Annotated in this window: 20 protein-coding genes; 5 read left to right on the top strand and 15 right to left on the bottom strand. The window is 57.4% G+C overall.

Annotation, left to right across the window (positions count from 1 at the left end; translation table 11 throughout):
* Positions 1-3: 3 nt before the first annotated feature.
* The 13 genes from QM685_RS12395 to QM685_RS12335 form a co-directional block, all read right to left on the bottom strand.
* The gene (locus tag QM685_RS12395; protein ID WP_415116211.1) at positions 4-2,271 is read right to left on the bottom strand and encodes a TonB-dependent receptor; all 2,268 of its coding nucleotides are present in this window, start codon (positions 2,269-2,271) and stop codon (positions 4-6) included.
* A gap of 161 nt (positions 2,272-2,432) precedes the next feature.
* Positions 2,433-2,720 carry a hypothetical protein gene (locus QM685_RS12390; RefSeq protein WP_415116209.1) on the bottom strand — a complete coding sequence of 96 codons (288 nt, stop codon included), beginning with the start codon at positions 2,718-2,720 and terminating at the stop codon, positions 2,433-2,435.
* A 35-nt stretch (positions 2,721-2,755) separates the two neighbouring features.
* A complete protein-coding gene (locus tag QM685_RS12385) occupies positions 2,756-3,151 on the bottom strand; it encodes a Rid family detoxifying hydrolase (RefSeq protein ID WP_415116207.1) in 396 nt (131 codons plus the stop codon).
* A 40-nt stretch (positions 3,152-3,191) separates the two neighbouring features.
* Positions 3,192-4,208 carry a 2Fe-2S iron-sulfur cluster-binding protein gene (locus QM685_RS12380; RefSeq protein ID WP_415116205.1) on the bottom strand — a complete coding sequence of 339 codons (1,017 nt, stop codon included), beginning with the start codon at positions 4,206-4,208 and terminating at the stop codon, positions 3,192-3,194.
* Between the two features lie 6 nt (positions 4,209-4,214).
* Complete coding sequence (locus QM685_RS12375) at positions 4,215-5,444, bottom strand: MFS transporter (RefSeq protein ID WP_415116203.1); 1,230 nt, start codon at positions 5,442-5,444, stop codon at positions 4,215-4,217.
* Positions 5,445-5,449: 5 nt separating this feature from the next.
* Entirely contained in the window at positions 5,450-5,758 is a 309-nt protein-coding gene (locus tag QM685_RS12370) for a (2Fe-2S) ferredoxin domain-containing protein (RefSeq protein ID WP_415116201.1), read from the bottom strand.
* Positions 5,759-5,790: 32 nt separating this feature from the next.
* The gene (locus QM685_RS12365) at positions 5,791-6,981 is read right to left on the bottom strand and encodes an amidohydrolase family protein (protein ID WP_415116199.1); all 1,191 of its coding nucleotides are present in this window, start codon (positions 6,979-6,981) and stop codon (positions 5,791-5,793) included.
* Between the two features lie 75 nt (positions 6,982-7,056).
* Positions 7,057-7,935, bottom strand: a complete 879-nt coding sequence (locus QM685_RS12360; protein ID WP_415116197.1) for an isocitrate lyase/phosphoenolpyruvate mutase family protein — start codon at positions 7,933-7,935, stop codon at positions 7,057-7,059.
* 106 nt (positions 7,936-8,041) lie between these two features.
* Positions 8,042-9,004 carry an ABC transporter substrate-binding protein gene (locus QM685_RS12355; RefSeq protein WP_415116195.1) on the bottom strand — a complete coding sequence of 321 codons (963 nt, stop codon included), beginning with the start codon at positions 9,002-9,004 and terminating at the stop codon, positions 8,042-8,044.
* Between the two features lie 30 nt (positions 9,005-9,034).
* A complete protein-coding gene (locus QM685_RS12350) occupies positions 9,035-9,862 on the bottom strand; it encodes an ABC transporter permease (RefSeq protein WP_415116193.1) in 828 nt (275 codons plus the stop codon).
* Complete coding sequence (locus QM685_RS12345) at positions 9,852-10,634, bottom strand: ABC transporter ATP-binding protein (RefSeq protein ID WP_415116191.1); 783 nt, start codon at positions 10,632-10,634, stop codon at positions 9,852-9,854. The genes QM685_RS12350 and QM685_RS12345 overlap by 11 nt, the downstream gene beginning before the upstream one ends.
* Positions 10,635-10,636: 2 nt before the next feature.
* Positions 10,637-11,080: a GlcG/HbpS family heme-binding protein gene (locus QM685_RS12340; RefSeq protein WP_415116189.1), complete on the bottom strand. Its 444-nt coding sequence runs from the start codon at positions 11,078-11,080 to the stop codon at positions 10,637-10,639.
* Positions 11,077-11,922 (bottom strand): IclR family transcriptional regulator, encoded by an 846-nt coding sequence (locus QM685_RS12335; RefSeq protein ID WP_415116187.1) that lies wholly within the window; start codon positions 11,920-11,922, stop codon positions 11,077-11,079. The genes QM685_RS12340 and QM685_RS12335 overlap by 4 nt, the downstream gene beginning before the upstream one ends.
* Before the next feature lie 331 nt (positions 11,923-12,253).
* Between QM685_RS12335 and QM685_RS12330 the strand changes: the two genes are divergently transcribed.
* The 4 genes from QM685_RS12330 to QM685_RS12315 all read left to right on the top strand — a co-directional run bounded on the left by QM685_RS12330 (position 12,254) and on the right by QM685_RS12315 (position 16,486).
* Positions 12,254-12,973: a FadR/GntR family transcriptional regulator gene (locus tag QM685_RS12330; RefSeq protein ID WP_415116185.1), complete on the top strand. Its 720-nt coding sequence runs from the start codon at positions 12,254-12,256 to the stop codon at positions 12,971-12,973.
* Between the two features lie 98 nt (positions 12,974-13,071).
* Positions 13,072-13,839 carry an SDR family oxidoreductase gene (locus QM685_RS12325; protein ID WP_415116183.1) on the top strand — a complete coding sequence of 256 codons (768 nt, stop codon included), beginning with the start codon at positions 13,072-13,074 and terminating at the stop codon, positions 13,837-13,839.
* Between the two features lie 77 nt (positions 13,840-13,916).
* On the top strand, positions 13,917-15,215 hold the full coding sequence (locus tag QM685_RS12320) for an MFS transporter (protein ID WP_415116181.1): 1,299 nt from the start codon (positions 13,917-13,919) through the stop codon (positions 15,213-15,215).
* A 23-nt stretch (positions 15,216-15,238) separates the two neighbouring features.
* A complete protein-coding gene (locus QM685_RS12315) occupies positions 15,239-16,486 on the top strand; it encodes an enolase C-terminal domain-like protein (protein WP_415116179.1) in 1,248 nt (415 codons plus the stop codon).
* An 84-nt stretch (positions 16,487-16,570) separates the two neighbouring features.
* Here the strand turns inward: QM685_RS12315 and QM685_RS12310 are convergent, their stop codons facing one another.
* Positions 16,571-17,095 carry an ureidoglycolate lyase gene (locus QM685_RS12310; RefSeq protein ID WP_415116177.1) on the bottom strand — a complete coding sequence of 175 codons (525 nt, stop codon included), beginning with the start codon at positions 17,093-17,095 and terminating at the stop codon, positions 16,571-16,573.
* Between the two features lie 19 nt (positions 17,096-17,114).
* Positions 17,115-17,888, bottom strand: a complete 774-nt coding sequence (locus QM685_RS12305) for a FadR/GntR family transcriptional regulator (RefSeq protein WP_415116175.1) — start codon at positions 17,886-17,888, stop codon at positions 17,115-17,117.
* 248 nt (positions 17,889-18,136) lie between these two features.
* On the opposite strand from QM685_RS12305, the gene dctA reads away from it, so the two are divergent.
* Positions 18,137-19,507: a C4-dicarboxylate transporter DctA gene (gene dctA, locus QM685_RS12300; protein WP_415116173.1), complete on the top strand. Its 1,371-nt coding sequence runs from the start codon at positions 18,137-18,139 to the stop codon at positions 19,505-19,507.
* The last annotated feature ends 27 nt before the right edge of the window (positions 19,508-19,534 follow it).

Here is a 19,534-nt window from a genome sequence, read left to right as displayed (position 1 = left end):
CTTTCAGAATTTGACGGAGGCGCCGACTCCGACTATCCGACCGGGACCGACGATGACCTCCTGCACACCACTGGCGGTCTGTCCAAGCGCTTCATAGCGCTTGTCGAGGAGGTTGTACGCAAACGCATAGACGCTGAGATCCTTACCTTGCCAACCCACTCGCGCATTGAGGATGTTGTAGGGATCGAGCCTGAAGCTGTTCTGGACATCGGCTGCTCGGCTGCCGACGTATTGGTAGGTTCCGTTGACAAAAATGGAACCGCCCGAGAACCCGAGTTTCCGCGCGGGCAAGTGGTAGTCCGCGGTAAGGTTCCCCGTGAAGTGGGGAACGTTCGGGACATCACTACCATTTACGGCGCCCGTTGGGCTACCAGTGGGAACGTCCTGAAACGAAGCATCCGTGTATCCGATGCCGCCACCAAGGCTGAGCCCGGGTGTCACCTGCACGTGGGTTTCAAACTCGCCGCCGAACGTGTGATAGCTCAGCACGTCAGTCTGGAATGCGATGCCTCCAGTGCCGAAGGCGATAATGTGGCCATTGGCAACGTCGTTGTAGAAAACGGCGCCGTTGAGGGTCACCCGGTCATCCCACAGCGTCGACTTGAATCCGGCTTCGTATGTCCAACTGAAAGACGTCGGGAATGGGTTCTCACGGTCGCCAAGCGGAGTATTCTGTGAAAGATAGGGGAACCCGCCAGCGACCGCACCGCGGCCCACATTAACGTAAGTCATGAAGTTCGGAGACCAGTCATAGCTGAGGCCAGCACGGCCGGTGACGAAGGTGTCCGAAAACGACGCGCTTTCTGCGAAATTGGCCACGGTAGTTGGAAAACCCCCGCCGATAAAATTGTAATTGGCGCTCTTGTCTTCATGGGTAAGGCGCAGGCCAAGCGTACCTTTCAGATGACCGGAAATAGGTACCGTCGCCTCGCCAAACGCGGCATAACTGTTGGTCGTGAGATCGTTATGCTGTTGGCCGCTGAAAGGACGGAGGCTGAACTGATCGACATTCGCACCGTCGGTAGCAGTCGAAAAAACCGACCTGAAGAAATTGACCCCCGCGGTCCAGAGGACGGGTTGTTCCGGTAGGGATGACACTCGGAGCTCCTGATAATATTCCGTGTCGCCCAGATTGAAACTCAGAAGGTTCTTTGTTGGATCGGCAAATGCCGAAGGTGGCAAGTCGAGGATCGCACCAAATATCAGTCCATCGGTGTTATCAAGCAACTGGCGGACATCGGTTCGACTGACGCTCGACAACGAGGTGAACTGGAAAGAGTCGAATGTGTGCTCAATCCTCAGATTCGCGCCATAACTGTGGCGCGTGAAATCAGGTCGCGGATCGGTGGCGCTGCACGGAAAGCAGGGGCTATCTCGCAAGATGCGGTAAGGGATCGAATCGTTATCGCGGTTGTAGCTGAACGTGAGGATTGCGAGCGTATTGTCATCCGGAGTAAACAATAGAGAGCCGCGAGCGGCACCAATCTGATTGTCGCCATCCTTACCGCCAGACGTGATGTTGGTGACGTCACCGGCCTTCGTGTTGTACTGAAGCGCAAGTCGCCCCGCCAACTTATCCGCCACCAATGGCGAATTCGCAATAAGCTCACCCAAACCCCAGCCATTACTGCCAACCTCCCCGCGCAGAGAGTAAGACGACCGGAAATCCGGCGTATTCGGTACAAGATTGATGGCGCCACCTTGCGAGTTTCGCCCCCAAAGCGTTCCTTGAGGCCCTCGCAGAACCTCACCGCGAGCCATGTCGAGCGTGGTAGCGGGAAGGCCATAGACCGACTGCGGTATCTCGCCGATGTAGAGGGGAACGGATGTGTCATCAGCCGACAAGGGATTGATGGAGCCCAGCCCCCGGATGTTGAACGAGTTAGCGTAAATGCCACCGAGTTGCACAAAACTCGTGTTCGGCGCGGACCTCGCAATTCCCGCGTTGGATGACGTTGGCGCGATGTCCTGAAACTGCCGTCCTGACAATACGGTCATGCTGATCGGAACCTGCTGGGCAGGCTCGTTCTGCTTACGTGCCGTCACTACGACCGGCGCAAGTTCGGTCGACGCCGAAGTGGCCGGAGAATCGGAGGGTGGCTGCGGGCTGCCTGGCTGGCCAGGCGTTGAACTTTCACTGGATGGCCCGCCTGTTTCTTCGGCAAAAGCCGGTCTTGCAATGCCAGAAGAGAAGACGGCAGCAACGGCCGCTCCCTGAATCAGCCATCGAAAGTGTACGCGCCTCAATAATCTCCCCGTACCCAATGCCATATCAGCCCCTTTTCAAGACAAATGTCAGCGAAGTCGCCACGTCTCATCAATTGATAATGCGACGTATTTCTTCTTTATTTCGTGAGTAGTGGCTCGAGTGATGTGATTTAAGTGCCCAATAGAAAACGATAGTGAACAACTGCCCGCTCGATTCGAGCCGGCTATCCAGCGAGTGTCGAGCAAAGATCGAATGACGGAACGGAACCCTTCGTCACCAGAAACGACTGAACACAAAGTCCAATCGTGTTTCCCAGACGGGCCATAAGCAGGTTAAGTGCGTCCCTGGTATCGGAAGCAGCTACCATGACGCCCTTTCCACCCTCAGATGTCTGCCGTACAGCAAGAGCAATCAGAATCACGCCCGTTCTTCGGGCATGGGCAATCGCGCATTCGAGTGTGCCGCTGAAATCAGCCGTTTCGAAGAGAATGCTGATCTGGAGTGAGTACATGACAGTGCTCGACCTGATACAGGAAACATGGATTGTTAGCCGCGCAATTGGCGACTCGAGGTCAAATGCATGACCGCGTCCACCTCTATCGCAGCATTAAGGGGAAGCGATGCAACAACAATAGTGGTCCGCGCCTGGTAAGGTTCCTGGAAATATTCCGACATGACCTCATTTACGATGGGCCAACTCGAAAAGTCCGTGAGATATAGAGTCAACTTGACGACAAGACTCAAGTCTCCTCCCGCTGTACGACAGACCGAGCGCAGGTTTCCGAACACACGGCGTATTTGTGGTTCGATTCCTTCCTCGAGCGTCATGGTCCCGGGATTGAGACCAATCTGGCCAGCAAGGTAAACGATGTCGCCGGCCAGGATTCCCTGTGAATAAGGTCCCAAGGCACGCGGTGCGTCAGCAGTCGATATGGCTTTCATGAAAACTCCTTAGTACGCCCGGAATCGGTACGGCGACATTTCACGATTTGCTTGCCGAGATGAAGGCGTCGGAATGGAATGTATGGATGGAAAGTCCGCGGGATGCGCAGAAATCACGGCGTGCGGCATCCACCATGGCCGGGGCCCCGCACGCGTATACTTCAAATTCGGACAGGTCATCGAAATCATCCATCACCGCGTGATGCACGAGACCGGTACGCCCAGACCAACGCTCACGCTCCGCGATGTCTGAAAGGACTGGAACATAACGAGTCAACCACCCGCTTTCCACCCACCGTTGCAAATGTGAAAGATAAAGATCCTGTTGCGTGCGGCAGCCCCAATAAAGAAACAAACTGCGTGAGTCGCCCCGCTTCCTCGACGCTTCAACAATTGACAGGATCGGTGCGATGCCCGTGCCGCTTGCAAGCAGTATTGCCGGGACCGAACGCTCCGGACGGAGACAAAACGTTCCGAACGGAGCCTCGATCCGTAATATGTCCTTTTCTTTCAGACCAGAAAGCATCTGATCGGAGAATCGCCCGCCCCGCATCTGTCTTACATGGAGCTGGATCTCGGTTACTCCGTCAGCGCCGGGCGTCGTGGCAATTGAATAACTGCGGCGCCCACCATCGCGCATCAGAATGTCGACGTATTGCCCCGCGGCGAATTTCAACGGGTTTATTTCGGGTAGTCTTAGCGTGAGAACCGTAACGTCGGGAGCAACACGTTCGATCTTGTGAACGCGCGCGGGCATACGTCTTGGTGTCACAGCGCCAACGACGAGCTCTTCTGCATCGATCACCAGGTCGGTCAATGGCTTCGCTTGACAAAGTAGCGTCGTACCAACGGACCGGTCGTTTTCCTGTATGTCTACCTGGCCTTCCAGCACGCGAGCCTCACATGCCCCGCAGATACCGTTGCGACAACTGTGGGGAAGCACGAGACCCGATTCCAGTGCACCGTCAAGCACCGTCTGGTCGCCGCGAACGACGTATGTTCGCCCGCTACGTAGCAGCTTGACGCAGAATTCACGATTTTCGGTCATTCGCGACATGGCAGTTCAGCGTTGAAGTTCACGCAATTCCCGGACAGACCAAAAAGGCCATGCGGCTAGCGCTATCGTCCCGATAGAGAGAATCAGGCTCGCACGGTAGTCACCGGTAACGTCATGCAGGATTCCGGCCGCCAATGCACCGAGCGATGAACCGACCGCACTGGTCGCCAGAATCGTTCCGTAAATCGTTGCCGCGCGCGGTCCAGAAAAATGCCTGGCCGAAAGGGCGGATACGATCGGGCCACGCGTTCCTTGGAACGCTCCATAGATCAACACGACACCGGCAAGCACGAGGAACTGATCCTGGACCGACAACAACAGGAGCAGCAACATGCCGATCGCCGTGCCCACGAAGCTCACAATCGCGGTAAGCCGTCCGCCCCACCTGTCCGACGCGACGCCACTCATCATGACGCTGATAACGGACAAGACGCTCATAATCCCGAAGCATCCCGCCGCAGTGAGAGGAGAGAATCCCAAATCTGTCAGATAGGCGATGAATTGCACCAGTACCGCGTACATTCCGATCGACGTGAAAAAGAAGACACGCACGAGGCTCCAGTAAAAGGGAGAACACAATGCTGCGCGCACCGTCCAGTGTGAATCTTTCCCATGTTGAAGAACATTGGAGTGGAGGCGCGAATCTCCCGTCTCGAAGCGTCGCCAGGGAACAAAAATCAGTTGTACTCCGACGAACAGCAATATGCCCGACCCAAGCGCGCGATATGCCGTTCGCCAGCCATCGCGCATCACGAGAAATTGCACTGTGGGCACCAGAATCAGTGATCCGACACCCGCCGCCGAAAATACGAAGCCAATCATCGACGCGAGACGTCGGCGATACCAGCGTGCCAATAAGGCGGAAGCCGGCACCATCCCGATCAGGGCGGAGCCGACACCCACAAGGCCGCCAATAGTTGCATAAAACTGCCAGAGATGATTAAGCGTGCTCGCGGCTATTAGCGAAAGCCCTACAACGAATAACCCGCCCACATACACAACACGCGGACCATAACGATCGACAATCAGACCCACTGCGGGAGCAACGATTCCGTTGAGGAGCAGATACAGCGAGTAGACACCGGTCAACTCCGTACGAGTCCACCCGAACTCCCGCTGCAACGGAAGCAACATGATCGTATAGGCATCGCCGATGCCCCGACTGAAGAGGTTAAACGCAAAGCACGTTGCCACAACAGCCAGGGCCGGATAGCGCTTGTCTATGCTCGAGGTCATTCTGCTTACAAGGTCAGACGGCTGACGACGCGACCTTTCACAAGGTGTTCATCGATAATTTCATCGATGTCCTCGCGTTCTACGAAGGTGTACCAAACCCCTTCCGGATAGACCACCATTACGGGGCCCTCATCGCAGCGATCAAGGCATCCCGCCTGGTTGATGCGTATCTTTCCAGGCCCGGCCAGTTTCAGCTCGCTGATTCTCGACTTCGCATAGTCCCTCATATCCTGAGATCCGTGATTGTTGCAACAGTTTTGCCCCTCGGCTCGCTGGTTACAGCAAAAGAAAACGTGATGCTGATAGAAATTCATGTTCCAATCCCCTTTCAGGAAGGCTCGACACGTCAGAGCAGGCGCAGAAAAGACTCTGCGTTGCCACTCATAAATTTGCGCAATGCCGAGTCGGGCTTGTCCTTCCAGAAATCCCATTCCATGACCATTTCGACAGTGTCAGGGAAGTGGGACTCCCCATGCGGATAGTCCGACTGATGCATCAGTGCGTCCTCACCTAACATTTCGACGCAGAATTTCGTGATTTCAGGTCCTTCAAACGGCTCCGCACCCACCCGAAAACGTCCCATACGCACGTAGTCGATCGGTTCGTATTTCGTTTGAGGCGTGGCTCCGCCGACATAGTTGACCATCTCGCCCAAGCGGGTTACCCAGTGAGGCAGCCAGCCATGTCCCACTTCCGATGCCGCAGCATTGATGTTGGGATAGCGATCGAAAATCTGTCCGACAATCAGATACGACAGGAAACGGGCGGCGGCCCACGGGTGTGCAGCGGTACGCGCTACTGCGGCATTCCCCCATACGTCCCGATAACCGGGGAAATACGGAGGTTCATAGAAAAAACTGTGGAAAATGATCGGTAAGTGCGCGTCGTTCATTTCATCCCACAGGGGATTCAAACAGGGATGATCTACCGGCATATCCGGCGGAAGAAGAGGCCATACCGACGACACCCACTTTTCCTTCTTCAGTCGCCTGACTTCCTCAACGGCCCACGCCGGGTCGGCACCCGGAATCAGAACCATGCTCTTCAAGCGATCGGGAGCCTGTGCGCAATACTCAGCGATGTAGTTGTGATATGCACGGTAAAGGCCTTCAATGAGCGTCACGTCCTTTACACCCGAAACAGCGGTACACCACGTTCCAGGAATGAGCAGATCGACATCCCGCCCTTCCATGTCCATGTCACCGAGTCGAGCGCTCGCATCTTCGTCCTGAACACCCGGCTGCGGATCGATTCGATGATGACTCGATCGTTTTGTCACCCGTTTCTCGAGAGCGCCTCGCCCACCTGCCGTAAGCTGGGTATTTTCGCTCTGTGGCGCTTCGCCCGGAAACCTGTCGTACGGGTAAGGAGCAACGGTAATGGTCGTGAACTTTCCGGAACCATAATCCTGCACCCGAAGGTACGGATCCAGTTCCTCGATCCGCGCCTTAAACGATGGATCCATGTATTTGACCAACGTATCGAAGCTGGGGTTGACATGGGTATCCATATCAATGACACGATAACCATTTTTCATTTTGACATCCTAAATAAAGTTGAAAAATTTATATACTAAGTTCAGAAACTTATATGGATCAAGACATATGCGTCCTCAAATGACGTTCGTTCGAAGTAGCTCTGGGGCAGCCATATAAGGATTTCCGAGAAAACGTTCCCGTAGTCGGCGCACTGCATCTGTTCCGTTCTTCTGGAAATCGCTGAGGAATTCCCAGCCAGCCGCATGCATCGCCATCTCAAGCTCATAAGGCTGTCGGTACTCGCACAAGTTGAGCTTACTGGCCAATTCGTAGGTCATCCAGGTTGCCGGTACGGTGCAGGGCACCTTCAGCGCACTGACCGTCGTCCGTGTATCTTCTGGCGAGGAAACTCCCCCGAGATAGAGTACGTCGGCGCCAGCTTCTTCGTATCGTTGCAGTCGCTCAATGATCTTCTCCAGCGGAGTATCACCATGGAAGTCGTAACAGCGCACGCGGATAACGAAGTCAGGGTCGAGCTTCTGCCGGATCAAACTCGCGGCGCGGATCTTCTCGACCATCTCTTCTGTTGGTACAACACCCATGCGGATGCCATGCTCCCGGTCCACATTGGCCGCACCGCTCCCCTCCGGGAAAATTCGGTCGTCGATATCCATGCCGGCAAGGCCAATGCCGATGTATTCCTCCACTGCCCGCTCCAGAAAAGCAGGCCCACGGCCACAAACTTCATCGCAATCCATCACGACTGGCAAAGAGACCGCGCGCACAAAGAACTTCGCGATGAACACTTTCTCCGTCATCGTAAGATAAGTGCCCGGCATCGCCAGCATCGTTCCGAATGTCACGTCTCCACCGAGAAAAATGTATTCAAAACCGGCCTTCTCGATCATTCGTGCCGCATAGGCTGTCGGTGCACTCGCTACGTGCATAACAGGCTGACCTTTCCGGGAAAAAATCTGCCGAAGCCTCGTGCTCTTTCTTTCTCCGTCATCCATATTCACTCTCCTTTTCATGTGACTTCATGTGACATTCACACTGGACAACCATGGTCGTTGACAAATTGGCCATCTGTGCATAGCCGTCGAGCGCACTCGATCGTGCTCATCGAGCAAGGTCAATTACGACATCCTCGTATTTTTCCGGTCTGGTTATCTGGTTGCTATCGGTCAGCAACTTAACAAGAGTTTCATAATTTTCTCGCGATAGCCTCCCGTCTCTTGAGAAAACAGGTGTCTTTTGGGTTTCGTCCAGAACCATCGCGTTAAGGATCGACGGATCCATTCCGCTGAAATAGGTTCGCGCAATCCTCGCGACTACCTCTGGGCTTGAATAGAGAGTCTGAATCCCCTTTTTGAGCGCTGCGACAATCTTGACCAGCAGCGCTCTACGCGGGCCGTCCAGCTCAGGCCCCACCAGCAACGCCTGTCCTGGGTAGATTTCAGTTCTGAAGTCGTGAATCACCTTTATTGACTTATCGAGCTGCATTTTCGTCAGGAACGGAGTCACAGTCATTGCGGCATCTATTTCTCCATGGCTGAGGGCGGCCGAAACCGTAGCACCAGAGCCCAATCCTATGATCTTGAAGTCGCTTTCCGTGAGCCCTTCCCTGCGGATGTACAGACGAAGGATCAGATCCGTGAGTGAGCCGGTCGCCGTCACACCAATCCGCTTGCCCTTCAGATCAGCAAGTGACCTGGCCATGCTGCTCGTGGGCACAACAAGAACACCCGGATCCTTGTCCTGGATGAGCGTCGCGACCCGGATGTTCTTGCCCTGCTCGCGCAGTTTGATAGCCGTCTCCGCAGCACTAAACGTCGCGTCAACGTTGCCTGAAAGAAGCGCACCGACGGCCGCTGGACCGCCCTTCATCGAAATCAGGTTCACGTCTAAACCTTGTTCCGCGAAGTAACCTTCGCTGATGGCGATATACAGAGGCATCACCGTGAACGATCGGCTGCCTTCGGCGATTTTGACCTCCGTGTTTCCGGAAGCTTGAGAAAAAGGTGTCATACCTGTAATTAGTAGAGCTATAAAAAATCTTGAGATTTTTGCGGGGATTTTCATTTTTTTGCCTTTCAGGTTACGGCTGTGATTTCAAGGCGTGACGTTAGCTTTCCATGGTGTGAGTCGCCGCCCAATGAACTGAACCGAAATATCCAGAAGAACAGCAATCAAACCCAGTACGATCAGGCCGACCATGACACCGGTAGTATCGAATATGCCGGCCGAGTACGCTATGTACCAGCCGAGTCCGTGGCTTGCAGCAATGAATTCCCCAATGATGGTCCCGATGAGAGACATAGCCACACTGGTTCTGAGCCCTCCGACAATCCACGGCAATGCCGAAGGTAACTGCACTTTCGTCAGCAACTGATAGGGTGTCGCACCCAGCGAGCGTCCAACCTGCAGCAAAACGGCATTTGCATTGGCCACCCCGTCGTAAGTCGAAAGAAGACAGACGAACAGCACAATCGAAGCACCGACCGCGACCTTTGATGCAATGCCAATCCCAAACCACACTACGAACAGTGGCGCAAGCGCCGCTCTCGGCAAGCCATTAATGGCAACCAGAAACGGATCAAGAATACGAGCTACCCGGGGCAACAGCGCGAGCAGTATTCCAAGGACCACACCAGCAACTGCGCCAATGACGAAAGCAAGGAATGTCTCTGCCGCTGTGACGTATATATGTTCGAACAAGGCACCGGAAGAAATCAGGGTGCCAAATCTGGCGATAATCTTCGATGGCGACGAGAAAAGATAACGATCCATCCATCGCAGATCGACGAAAGCCTCCCAGGCCGCCACAATCAGGAACAACACGCCGATTCGGCAAATCAGCAGGGACAATGAATTCCGGTACTTGTCGGATAAGCGCAATTTCCAGCGTTTATCGAAAGTGCGTACCTGTTCAAGCAGCATGTTGTTCTCCGCCTAGCGGTTCAATATCCTCCCATACGGGCTTCAGGTAACTGGCAAAGCGCGAATCAAGACGCGCCGTGCGACTGTCGCGTGGCCTGTCGAGAATGATCGGATGCTCGCGAATCACACGTCCTGGACGGGCTGCCATTGTGATGACGCGATCGGAGAGCACGACAGCCTCTTCGAGGTCGTGCGTGATAAAAATGACTGTCTTGTGCATCATCTGAAGCAGATGTAGCAACAGATTCTGCATGTGGATCTTCGTTTGCGCGTCCAGCGCGCCAAAGGGTTCGTCCATCAGCAATAGCTCTGGATCAATCGCTAGCACGCGGACAATCTCCGCCCGCTTGGCCATACCGCCAGATAGCTGATGCGGATAGGCTTCCGAGAACTCCGCAAGCCCTACCTGTTCGATCAGATCCATTGCTACGCGCCGACGTGTCCCGCGGTCCACGCCACGCAGTTCCAGTCCCAATTCGACATTGGCGCACACGGTCCGCCACGGCAGCAAGGACGGCTGCTGAAACGTATATCCGACGCTGCGGTGCGCACCTGTAACCGGCACACCTCGCATGGCAACCTGCCCGGAATCTGGTGTGACCAACCCCGCGATGATATTGAGAAGCGTGCTCTTTCCACATCCAGAACTACCGACAATGGAAACGAACTCACCTTCCTCGACGCGAAAGCTAACACCCGCGACTGCCGGGGAAGCGTGGCCCGCACGATCGAACCGCTTCCATACATTCGAGACTTCCAGCATGCTGGGCATATTCAGCTCCCGATTGCCTGCGCTCCGGCTTGCGCACACATTTCGTCTTCGCCGGCGAGCCCCCCTCCACATCCGACACCGCCAATCATGACCCCGTCGCGCGTGAGCGGGAATCCACCCGGGCCAGGCACCAGCTTGAGACTGTCCGAGATGCTGGTCCAAAAAGCCGGGTTCTGGCGAAAGTGTTCATCGTATTCATGCGTCGGCCTGCGAAAACCCGCCGCCATGACCGCTTTGCCTCGCGCCGTCTCGAATGTCGGGAAACTGCACGTATCGCCGCGCACGAAGTAGACGAGATTGCCGGACTCGTCGACCACCGCCACGCTCATCGTGATATGAAGCTCCCGCGCTCTGGTCTGCGCGGCATCGGCCACTGTGCGCGCAAGGGCTTCTGTCATGATTCGGGCCGGAATCTGCGCACGCCGGTCAGTCTGCAATGTTGTCATGGTGTTCTCTCTGCTGGGGACAGGGTATAAGGCATGCTGGCCGCATCTGAGGGCCGAGCGTAATACTGACGACGTCTGAGCGACTCAGCGTCCAGTTGTGGCCCGATAGGACCCGCGTCGACCAGTTGAGCCAGCGCATCCGAGATACTCCGGGCACACTCGGTGACATGTTTCGCGTGGTCTTCGAGCTGCTTGTCTCCGAACCTGGAGTTCGGGCCATACAACGCAACGCTACCGATTACCGTAGCTCCCGGCGCATGGATCGCCGCCGCCACGGAAGACCAGCCTTCGTGGCGCTCGCCATGGCTGACGACATAACCGGCTTTGCGCAATTCGGGAAGACTGCGTCGCAGCGCTTCGCTGTCCAGCAACCGGTCCGCTCCCTCTTCTCGTGCGCCGTTTTCGATCACAGTTTCGATGACTTCGACAGGCTGAAATGCGAGCAACAGCCGTCCGGAAGCCCCACGGTAAAGAGGGCCGCGCCATCCGACCGGAAAGACGACGCGTAGCATCTGCTCGCTCTCCACACTGGCGACGCAAACAGCCTCGTTGCCCTCCATCACCATGAGGGTCGCGGACTCTCCGCTCAGGGCGGCCATTCTGTTCAGGAATGGAGAAGCCACCGGCACCAGGTTATGGGCTCGCATCAGATTGGTGGCCAATTCGACGAGTCGCTCACCACTCGCATACAACCCCTGATCGCTCACCTGCACGATCAATCTTTCGCGCTTCAAGGCCTGTAGCACCCGGTGAATGCTGGCCACAGGCATATCCAGGTGTCGGCTGAGATCCCGCACACCCACGGGCGACTGTATTTTGCTGAGGAATTCCACCACTCGCATTGCGTTGCCAAGAAGATCTCTTTGCATAATGATCCGTTTAACGGAACGACTGTTCCAGTGAGGATGACCCAAAGTTAGGTGCTTAAAATTGCAACGTCAAGCGCTTTTATCGACGCATCGATAAATAGGCGTAGGGAATTTCCCCCATCCGATGGCTACGATCGACCCTTCGGCGTTGGGGGAAGCGGTGCTCCACACGACGACGTGCCCGCTCCATCCACTCACCGCAACCGCGCAGATGCGATGCGCCTCACCAGGGTCAACCCGAATTGTTGTAAACGTCGTCGCTCTCTATCTTTCAACGTCATACGTATGATGTAGAAGGAAAATCATGGCGACGTTGCATCGACAGGTTCTCAACCAGATAGGCGAACAGATTTGCTCCGGCAAATTCGCGCCCGGCGACATTCTTCCGTCCGAACCCGAGCTTGCGGAGCAATTGCAGGTCAGCCGGATCACGATCCGGGAGACGATGAAGTCGCTGTCCGCGAAGGGCATGCTCGAAGTCCGGCGCCGGTACGGCACGATCGTGCTGCCACGGTCGCAGTGGCAGTTATTCGACCCGGACGTCATGACCTGGCGGGCCCGCGCTGGCGCCGTCGACACCAGCGTGATCCGGGACCTGATGGAGCTGCGTCTGATCATCGAACCCAATGCGGCAAAGCTCGCGGCGAGGCGAGCAACCGACGACGACCGGAAAGCGATCCGGCGCGCGTTCAAGGCGATGGAGCGGGCGGTGGCCGGCCACTGCGAATATGTTCCAGCCGACCTCGCATTCCACGGTGCGATCCTTGCCGCTTGCCACAATCAGTTCGTCCAGCAGATGCAGAACGCCCTGTCGGCGATCCTGCGAACGAGCTTCGAGCTGAGCTCCGAGATCGTCGGCGGTCCGGCACGCTCGCTGCCGATGCACGAGGCGTTGTGCGTGGCGATCGAGCGCGGGGATGAAACAGCGGCCGAACAGGCGGTCCTGACGCTCATCCGGCGCGCCGAGCAGGATTTCGACGATCGCGCGAAGCTCGCGTCGACTGCGAACGACCAGCCGGTCTGATCTAAACCCCTTCACGAAACCTGATGCATCGCGCCCGGCAACGGGCTGCGAGGGGCGCTGTTGCATCCCGTTTCGCTCCACCCGACAAGGAAGACGACATGACACAGCTTTTTGACCTCAGCGGCCGCACGGCGCTGGTGACCGGTTCGGCGCGCGGCATCGGCTTCGCGCTCGCGGAAGGACTGGCCGCCGCGGGCGCACGCGTGGTACTGAATGGCACGCGCGCCGATACGGTGGCCGAAGCCGTCGCGTGTCTCGCCGCCAAAGGGTTCGACGTTCTCGGTCGCGCGTTCGACGTGACCGACGAGCAGGCGGTCGCCGCAGCCTTCGATGCATGGGATGCCGCGGGCATGCAGATCGACATCCTGATCAACAATGCGGGCATCCAGTTTCGCAAGCCGCTCGTCGAGCTGGAACTGAACGATTGGCAGCGCGTGATCGACACCAATCTGACGAGCGCGTTCATCGTCGCGAAGCAGGCAGCGCGGCGCATGATCGCGCGCGGTACGGGCGGCAAGATCGTCAACATCGGCTCGCTCACGAGCGAGGGCGCGCGTGCGACGGTCGGCGCCTACACGGCGGCCAAGGGCGGCATCAAGATGCTGACCCGCGCGATGTGCGCCGAGTGGGCGTCGTCGAACATCCAGGCCAACGCGATCGGCCCCGGCTACATCCTCACCGACATGAACAAGCCTCTCATCGAGAACGCGGCTTTCGACGCGTGGGTGAAGAGCAGCAATCCGTCCCAGCGCTGGGGCCGGCCGGACGAACTCGTCGGAACCGCGGTTTATCTGTCGTCGTCGGCATCGAGCTATGTGAACGGTCAGATCATCTTCGTCGACGGCGGGTGGCTCGCCGTTCTCTGATTCAGGTTCGCGCGGAGAACAGAAAAAAGGCATCCCGCGCGAACGCCCCTCTTGCGCCTTACCCATTCGGAGACGTCATGGAAAGTGTCAAACCCGTAGCAACACAGAGATGGTGGTATCTGATGCCCATCATCTTCATCACCTACAGCCTCGCCTATCTCGACCGCGCAAACTACGGCTTCGCGGCCGCGGCGGGTATCAGCGAGGATCTCGGCATCACGTCCGGCACGTCGTCGTTGATCGGCTCCCTGTTCTTTCTCGGCTATTGCCTGTTTCAGGTGCCGGGCGCGATCTACGCACAGCGCAACAGCGTGAAGAAGCTGATTTTCATCAGCCTGATTCTGTGGGGACTGTGTGCCGCCGCCACCGGGATGGTCAGCAACATTCCGATGCTGATGGCGCTGCGCTTCGTGCTCGGCATAGTGGAGGCGGCCGTGATGCCGTCGATGCTGATATACATCAGCCGATGGTTCACGCGCGACGAACGCTCCCGCGCCAACACGTATCTGATTCTCGGCAATCCGGTGACGGTCCTGTGGATGTCGGTGGTCTCCGGTTATCTCGTGCACAGCTTCGGATGGCGCGAGATGTTCGTGCTCGAAGGACTGCCCGCGCTGGTATGGGCCATAGTGTGGTGGGTCACGGTCAAGGATCGCCCGGCCGACGCACCGTGGATGACCGACGCGGAAAAGACCGAACTCAATGCACGCCTCGAAGCTGAACAGGCGCACATCGCGCCGGTGCGCAATTACAAGGCCGCCTTCCGTTCGCCGATCCTGCTCAAATGCTGCGCGATCCACGCACTGTGGAGCATCGGCGTGTACGGCTTCATCATGTGGCTGCCGTCGATTCTCAAGTCCGCGTCCACGATCGATATCGTGTCGGTCGGGTGGCTTGCCGCCGTGCCATATCTCGCCGCCATCGTACTGATGCTGCTTGCGTCCTGGCTCTCCGACAAGACGCGCAATCGCAAGCTCTTCGTTTGGCCGCTGCTGCTCGTCGGAACGATCGCGCTCGTCGCGTCGTACCTGATCGGCAGCTCGCACTTCTGGCTCTCGTTCGTTTTACTGGTCGTGGCGGGAGCGACGATGTACGCGCCATATGGGCCGTTCTTCGCGTTTGTGCCCGAGCTGATCCCGAGCAACGTACTCGGCGGAGCGATCGGACTCATCAATTCAAGCGGAGCACTGGGCGCGTTTCTCGGTTCCTGGATCGTCGGCTACCTGAACGGCGCGACCGGCAGTCCCGCCGCCTCCTATATCTTCATGGCCGCCGCGCTGCTGCTGTCCGTGATCCTGACGATAGCGCTTCCGGCCTCGACGGAGCAGCACGCCAGGCAAAGCGGCGCGTTTCCCGCCGCAACGCATACTCGCTGATCATTCACTTCGCGCTGACGAAAATGGCAACGTTCATCACTGATGTAAAAGTCATCCTGACCGCGCCGGAAGGCATCAACCTGACCGTCGTGAAGGTCGAGACCAACCAGCCCGGCCTCTACGGTCTCGGATGCGCGACTTTCGCGTACCGGCACGTCGCGGTCAAATGTCTGATCGAGGAGTATCTGCGGCCGCTGCTGATCGGTCGCGATGCCGAGGCAATCGAAGATCTCTGGCAACTGATGCATCAGAACGCGTACTGGCGCAACGGCCCGATCGAGAACAATGCGATCTCGGGCGTCGACATGGCGTTATGGGACATCAAGGGCAAGATGGCGAACATGCCGCTGTATCAACTCTTTGGCGGCAAGTGTCGCGAAGGCGTGCCGATCTATCGTCACGCAGACGGCCGCGACCTCAACGAACTGTGCGAAAACATTCAGAAGTATCGCGAGCAGGGGATCACGCATATCCGCTGCCAAAGTGGTGGGTATGGCGGTGGCGCCTATGGCGGCGCGCCATCGAGCGCGCCCCGCGGCGCAGCGCAAGGCGTGTATCTCGACAGCAGGAAATACATGCGCGAGACGCTTGAACTCTTCGACGGCATCCGCAGCAACATCGGCTTCGATGTCGAACTGTGCCACGACGTGCATGAGCGGCTAAAGCCCGTCGAAGCAATCCGGTTCGCCTGTGAGCTCGAAAAGTACGACCTGTTCTTCCTCGAAGACGCGATCGCGCTCGAGGAAGGCGAATGGATCCGTCAGTTGAGGGAAAAGACGATCACGCCGTTGGCGCAAGGCGAACTCTTCAATAACCCATACGAATGGCGCTTCCTGATCACGGAGCGGTTGATCGATTTCGTTCGCGTTCATCTGAGCCAGATCGGTGGCATTACGGCGGGACGCAAGCTACAGATCTTCGCGGAACAGTTCGGCGTGCGGACAGCCTGGCACGGTCCGGGCGACATGTCGCCGCTCGCGCACGCGGCGAACATCCATATCGATCTTGCGGCGCGCAACTTCGGCGTGCAGGAGTGGTCCGGCACGGAGCCGCCGAACTTCGTGATCCAGGAATTGCGCGGCCCGAAAGCCGCGCTGCTCGACGTATTCCCGGGCTTGCCGGAATTCCGTGACGGCCACGTGTATACGAACGACAAGCCGGGTCTTGGCGTCGATATCGACGAGGTCGAGGCCGCCAGGTATCCGTGTGAGAACACCGTGACGACCTGGACGCAGACGCGTCTTCGCGACGGGACGCTGCAGTCCCCCTGAGCGGGCATCATTGTGTTGCGCTGCCCGTTGAGTGGATTCAACCATGCACGTGTACGAACCGACCCTCAACCGTCTGAGTTCCGTTCACCCCTCTTCAGTGGCGTCGGCATGTATCAATACCGGCCGGTCCGCTTCCTCGAACCAGTGTTGGTCACAGTTCTCTCCTGGGCCGCCACGATCGATCACCAGAAAAGCTGCCTCGCGATCCGGCACGATGAGCGTGTGATGCCAGGTACCCGGACGATAGTTGACTCCCTGCGTTCCATCCGTGATGAAAGCACTGAGCCGCTTCGGCTTATCGGCATTCCGCTCCTCGGCCACGACCACGACAAATGGGCAACCGGTCAGCGGAATGAATGCCTGGCTCGACAATGGGTAGCGCTGTACGCATTTCACGGTAAAGGGAAACGTATTTGGCCGGGTCGTCAAAATACTCACGATCGGGCGTCCATGCTCCCTGGCAACGTCGATGTGCGCCAGATCGTGATAACGCCTGGCCATACCGTCATTGATCTGGAAACCCTGCTTGCCCCCGATCTCGACGACATCGCCGAACGAGGCGAATCGATCCCGCGTCAGGGGTTCAAGTGGTAACCGCTTGATGCTCATCGCGCGTACTCCATGATTTTTATCGGCCGGCGAGGCCCAGATTGATTCCCGCGCGCCGCGCGGCATAGTGAATATGCTGTTCGACGGCCAAACGCGCTTTGGCGGGATCAGAATCGGCAAGCGCATCGACGATCATCTCGATTTCCTCGATCGACGAGACAATCGAACTGAAGCGCTGGTCGGCGAATGCCCATTGATTACTTTGCTCAATCTCGGCGCGCAGGCTCTCCCCGATTTCCTCAGCCATACGGTTTCTTGACCAACGCAGGATATGGAAATGAAATGCCGTATTGCGCTCGCTCAGTGCGTAGATATCGTGGCGAACTGCTGCCTCGCGCATCTCGGCAACGATCCGCCTCAATTCACCCAGTTGCCTGTCGGAAAGCGACGACGCCAGCAGCATCACCGCCATGCCCTCGATGGCATAGCGCATCTGGTAGACCTCTTCCAGCGCATACTTTCCCGCCGACCGCCATTCCCGCGTCGCCTGTGTCTGACGCTGCTCGGCGGTCAGCACAAAGACCCCTCGCCCCGGTTCGATACGCAGATACCCCAGTGTCTCCAGGACGCTAAGCGCCTCGCGCAGCGAGTTTCTGCTCAAATTGAGCTGCTCCGCGAGGTCTCGTTGGGAAGGAAGGCGGTCACCCGCACGCCATGTTCCGTTGAGAATGAGTTGCTGGATCGTTTCCACCGCATGATGGCTGACCGGCAACCGATCCGGTCTTGGCGAGCTGCCCTGCGATAACGGCGTAATGGCATTGCGCGCGCGCTCGCGCGCGACTGATTCGTCCATAAATATTTCCTGGTCATGCGACAGTCCATGTCCGGATAGTCTAATCCACAAAATCGGCACGGCTTCCCGCCGACATCATTGTGTCGACGCCGTCGTCCTGATCTCCCGGCAGTTGTTGCCCCCGTTGTTGCCCCGTTTCGACAATTCTTTTTTTCTTGACGCATCACCTCGACGTTGGTTACTCTCAGTACCAGTCCTACTGGTCCTACCAGTAGGACTGGTACTCACTCTCTGACGGAACCCCTGCTATGGCGGCTGACCCTGTGATCCCCTCGCGCTCGCCCGGCGCGCGTGGCACCGCAATGACCTGGCTATCGAAACTCTACGTTCAGGTCATTATCGGCATGATCGTGGGCGGCTTCATCGGTTATTTCAGCCCGCATATCGGTCAGTCATTGATGCCGCTCGCCGAAGGGTTCATCAAGCTGATCAAAATGATGATCGCCCCCATCGTCTTCTGTTTCGTCGTGACAGGTATCTGCGGCGCGGGGGACCTGAAAAGGGCGGGTCGGGTTGCCGCAAAAACGATCATCTACTTCGAGATCGTCTCGACGATTGCCATTCTGATCGGGCTGGTTCTTGCTTACCTGCTTAAACCCGGCGCGGGTATGAACATCAATCCGGCCGCCCTCGATCCTTCCGCCGTCGCGGCGTTCGGCGGCAAATCCGCCCATGTCGGCAATGCCGTCGACTTCGTCCTGAACATTATCCCGTCCACGTTCCTGGGCGCGTTCGCCAAAGGCGACATCCTGCAAATCCTGCTGCTTGCCGTCCTGCTGGGTGTCGCCCTGCAAATGCTCGGCGAACGCGGCAAGCTGGTCGCCGGTTTTATCGATGACCTCTCGCAGGTGCTCTTCAAGGTGATGGGGATCATCGTCAGGCTGGCCCCCATCGGGGTCATGGGCGCCATCGCTTTCACCACCGCCAGATTCGGCATCGGCACCATCCAGCGACTGGGCGCGCTGGTCGCCGTGTATTACCTGTGTTGCGCCGTCTTCATTGTCGTCGTGCTTGGTACCGTGATGCGACTGGCCGGACTCAGCCTGTGGAAATTCACGAAGTATTTCAAGGATGAAATCCTGATCGCCATGGGATCCAGTTCATCGGATGCGGTGATGCCCGTAGTGATGGCAAAACTCCGGCATATGGGGATCAAAAGCACGACCGTCGGTCTCGTCATTCCCACCGGCTACTCATTCAATCTGGACGGCTTTTCGATCTGGCTATCCCTTTGTGTCGTCTTTATCGCTCAGGCCACCAACACGCCGTTGTCACTATCGGACCTCGCGCTGATCCTGGGCATCTCGCTTCTGACGTCCAAGGGAGCTCACGGCATTCCCGGCTCGGCAATCGTCGTGTTGGCGGCCACGCTCTCCGCCGTACCCGCGCTTCCGGTGGTTGCGCTCACTGTCGTCCTCGCGGTCGACAAGCTACTCGGCTATGTCCGCATCGCCGTCAATCTGCTCGGCAATTGCGTGGGGGCGGTCGCGATTGCGGCGTGGGAAAAAGATATCGACATGCCGCGCGCGCGCAGTGTCCTCGATGGCCATCTGGAATTCCGTTACGACGCGGAAGACAACGTATCCCCCGAGGCATTCAGCTCCTCACCACAGAACTGAACGGCAATCGCCCTGCCGCTCCAAACC

It is taken from the genome of Paraburkholderia sp. (assembly GCF_047605525.1).
Lineage (GTDB): Bacteria > Pseudomonadota > Gammaproteobacteria > Burkholderiales > Burkholderiaceae > Paraburkholderia.
This window is presented reverse-complemented; position numbering and strand designations above follow the sequence as displayed.

Bases quoted from the DNA above. Each gene is read 5' to 3' on its own strand.
- QM685_RS12385 (WP_415116207.1), bottom strand. From the start codon at position 3,151: ATGAAAGCCATATCGACTGCTGACGCACCGCGTGCCTTGGGACCTTAT.
- QM685_RS12350 (WP_415116193.1), bottom strand. From the start codon at position 9,862: ATGCTGCTTGAACAGGTACGCACTTTCGATAAACGCTGGAAATTGCGC.
- QM685_RS12370 (WP_415116201.1), bottom strand. From the start codon at position 5,758: ATGAATTTCTATCAGCATCACGTTTTCTTTTGCTGTAACCAGCGAGCC.
- QM685_RS12365 (WP_415116199.1), bottom strand. From the start codon at position 6,981: ATGAAAAATGGTTATCGTGTCATTGATATGGATACCCATGTCAACCCC.
- QM685_RS12325 (WP_415116183.1), top strand. From the start codon at position 13,072: ATGACACAGCTTTTTGACCTCAGCGGCCGCACGGCGCTGGTGACCGGT.
- dctA (WP_415116173.1), top strand. From the start codon at position 18,137: ATGGCGGCTGACCCTGTGATCCCCTCGCGCTCGCCCGGCGCGCGTGGC.
- QM685_RS12340 (WP_415116189.1), bottom strand. From the start codon at position 11,080: ATGACAACATTGCAGACTGACCGGCGTGCGCAGATTCCGGCCCGAATC.
- QM685_RS12380 (WP_415116205.1), bottom strand. From the start codon at position 4,208: ATGTCGCGAATGACCGAAAATCGTGAATTCTGCGTCAAGCTGCTACGT.
- QM685_RS12320 (WP_415116181.1), top strand. From the start codon at position 13,917: ATGGAAAGTGTCAAACCCGTAGCAACACAGAGATGGTGGTATCTGATG.
- QM685_RS12310 (WP_415116177.1), bottom strand. From the start codon at position 17,095: ATGAGCATCAAGCGGTTACCACTTGAACCCCTGACGCGGGATCGATTC.
- QM685_RS12355 (WP_415116195.1), bottom strand. From the start codon at position 9,004: ATGAAAATCCCCGCAAAAATCTCAAGATTTTTTATAGCTCTACTAATT.
- QM685_RS12335 (WP_415116187.1), bottom strand. From the start codon at position 11,922: ATGCGAGTGGTGGAATTCCTCAGCAAAATACAGTCGCCCGTGGGTGTG.
- QM685_RS12390 (WP_415116209.1), bottom strand. From the start codon at position 2,720: ATGTACTCACTCCAGATCAGCATTCTCTTCGAAACGGCTGATTTCAGC.
- QM685_RS12345 (WP_415116191.1), bottom strand. From the start codon at position 10,634: ATGCCCAGCATGCTGGAAGTCTCGAATGTATGGAAGCGGTTCGATCGT.
- QM685_RS12330 (WP_415116185.1), top strand. From the start codon at position 12,254: ATGGCGACGTTGCATCGACAGGTTCTCAACCAGATAGGCGAACAGATT.
- QM685_RS12360 (WP_415116197.1), bottom strand. From the start codon at position 7,935: ATGGATGACGGAGAAAGAAAGAGCACGAGGCTTCGGCAGATTTTTTCC.
- QM685_RS12395 (WP_415116211.1), bottom strand. From the start codon at position 2,271: ATGGCATTGGGTACGGGGAGATTATTGAGGCGCGTACACTTTCGATGG.
- QM685_RS12375 (WP_415116203.1), bottom strand. From the start codon at position 5,444: ATGACCTCGAGCATAGACAAGCGCTATCCGGCCCTGGCTGTTGTGGCA.
- QM685_RS12315 (WP_415116179.1), top strand. From the start codon at position 15,239: ATGGCAACGTTCATCACTGATGTAAAAGTCATCCTGACCGCGCCGGAA.
- QM685_RS12305 (WP_415116175.1), bottom strand. From the start codon at position 17,888: ATGGACGAATCAGTCGCGCGCGAGCGCGCGCGCAATGCCATTACGCCG.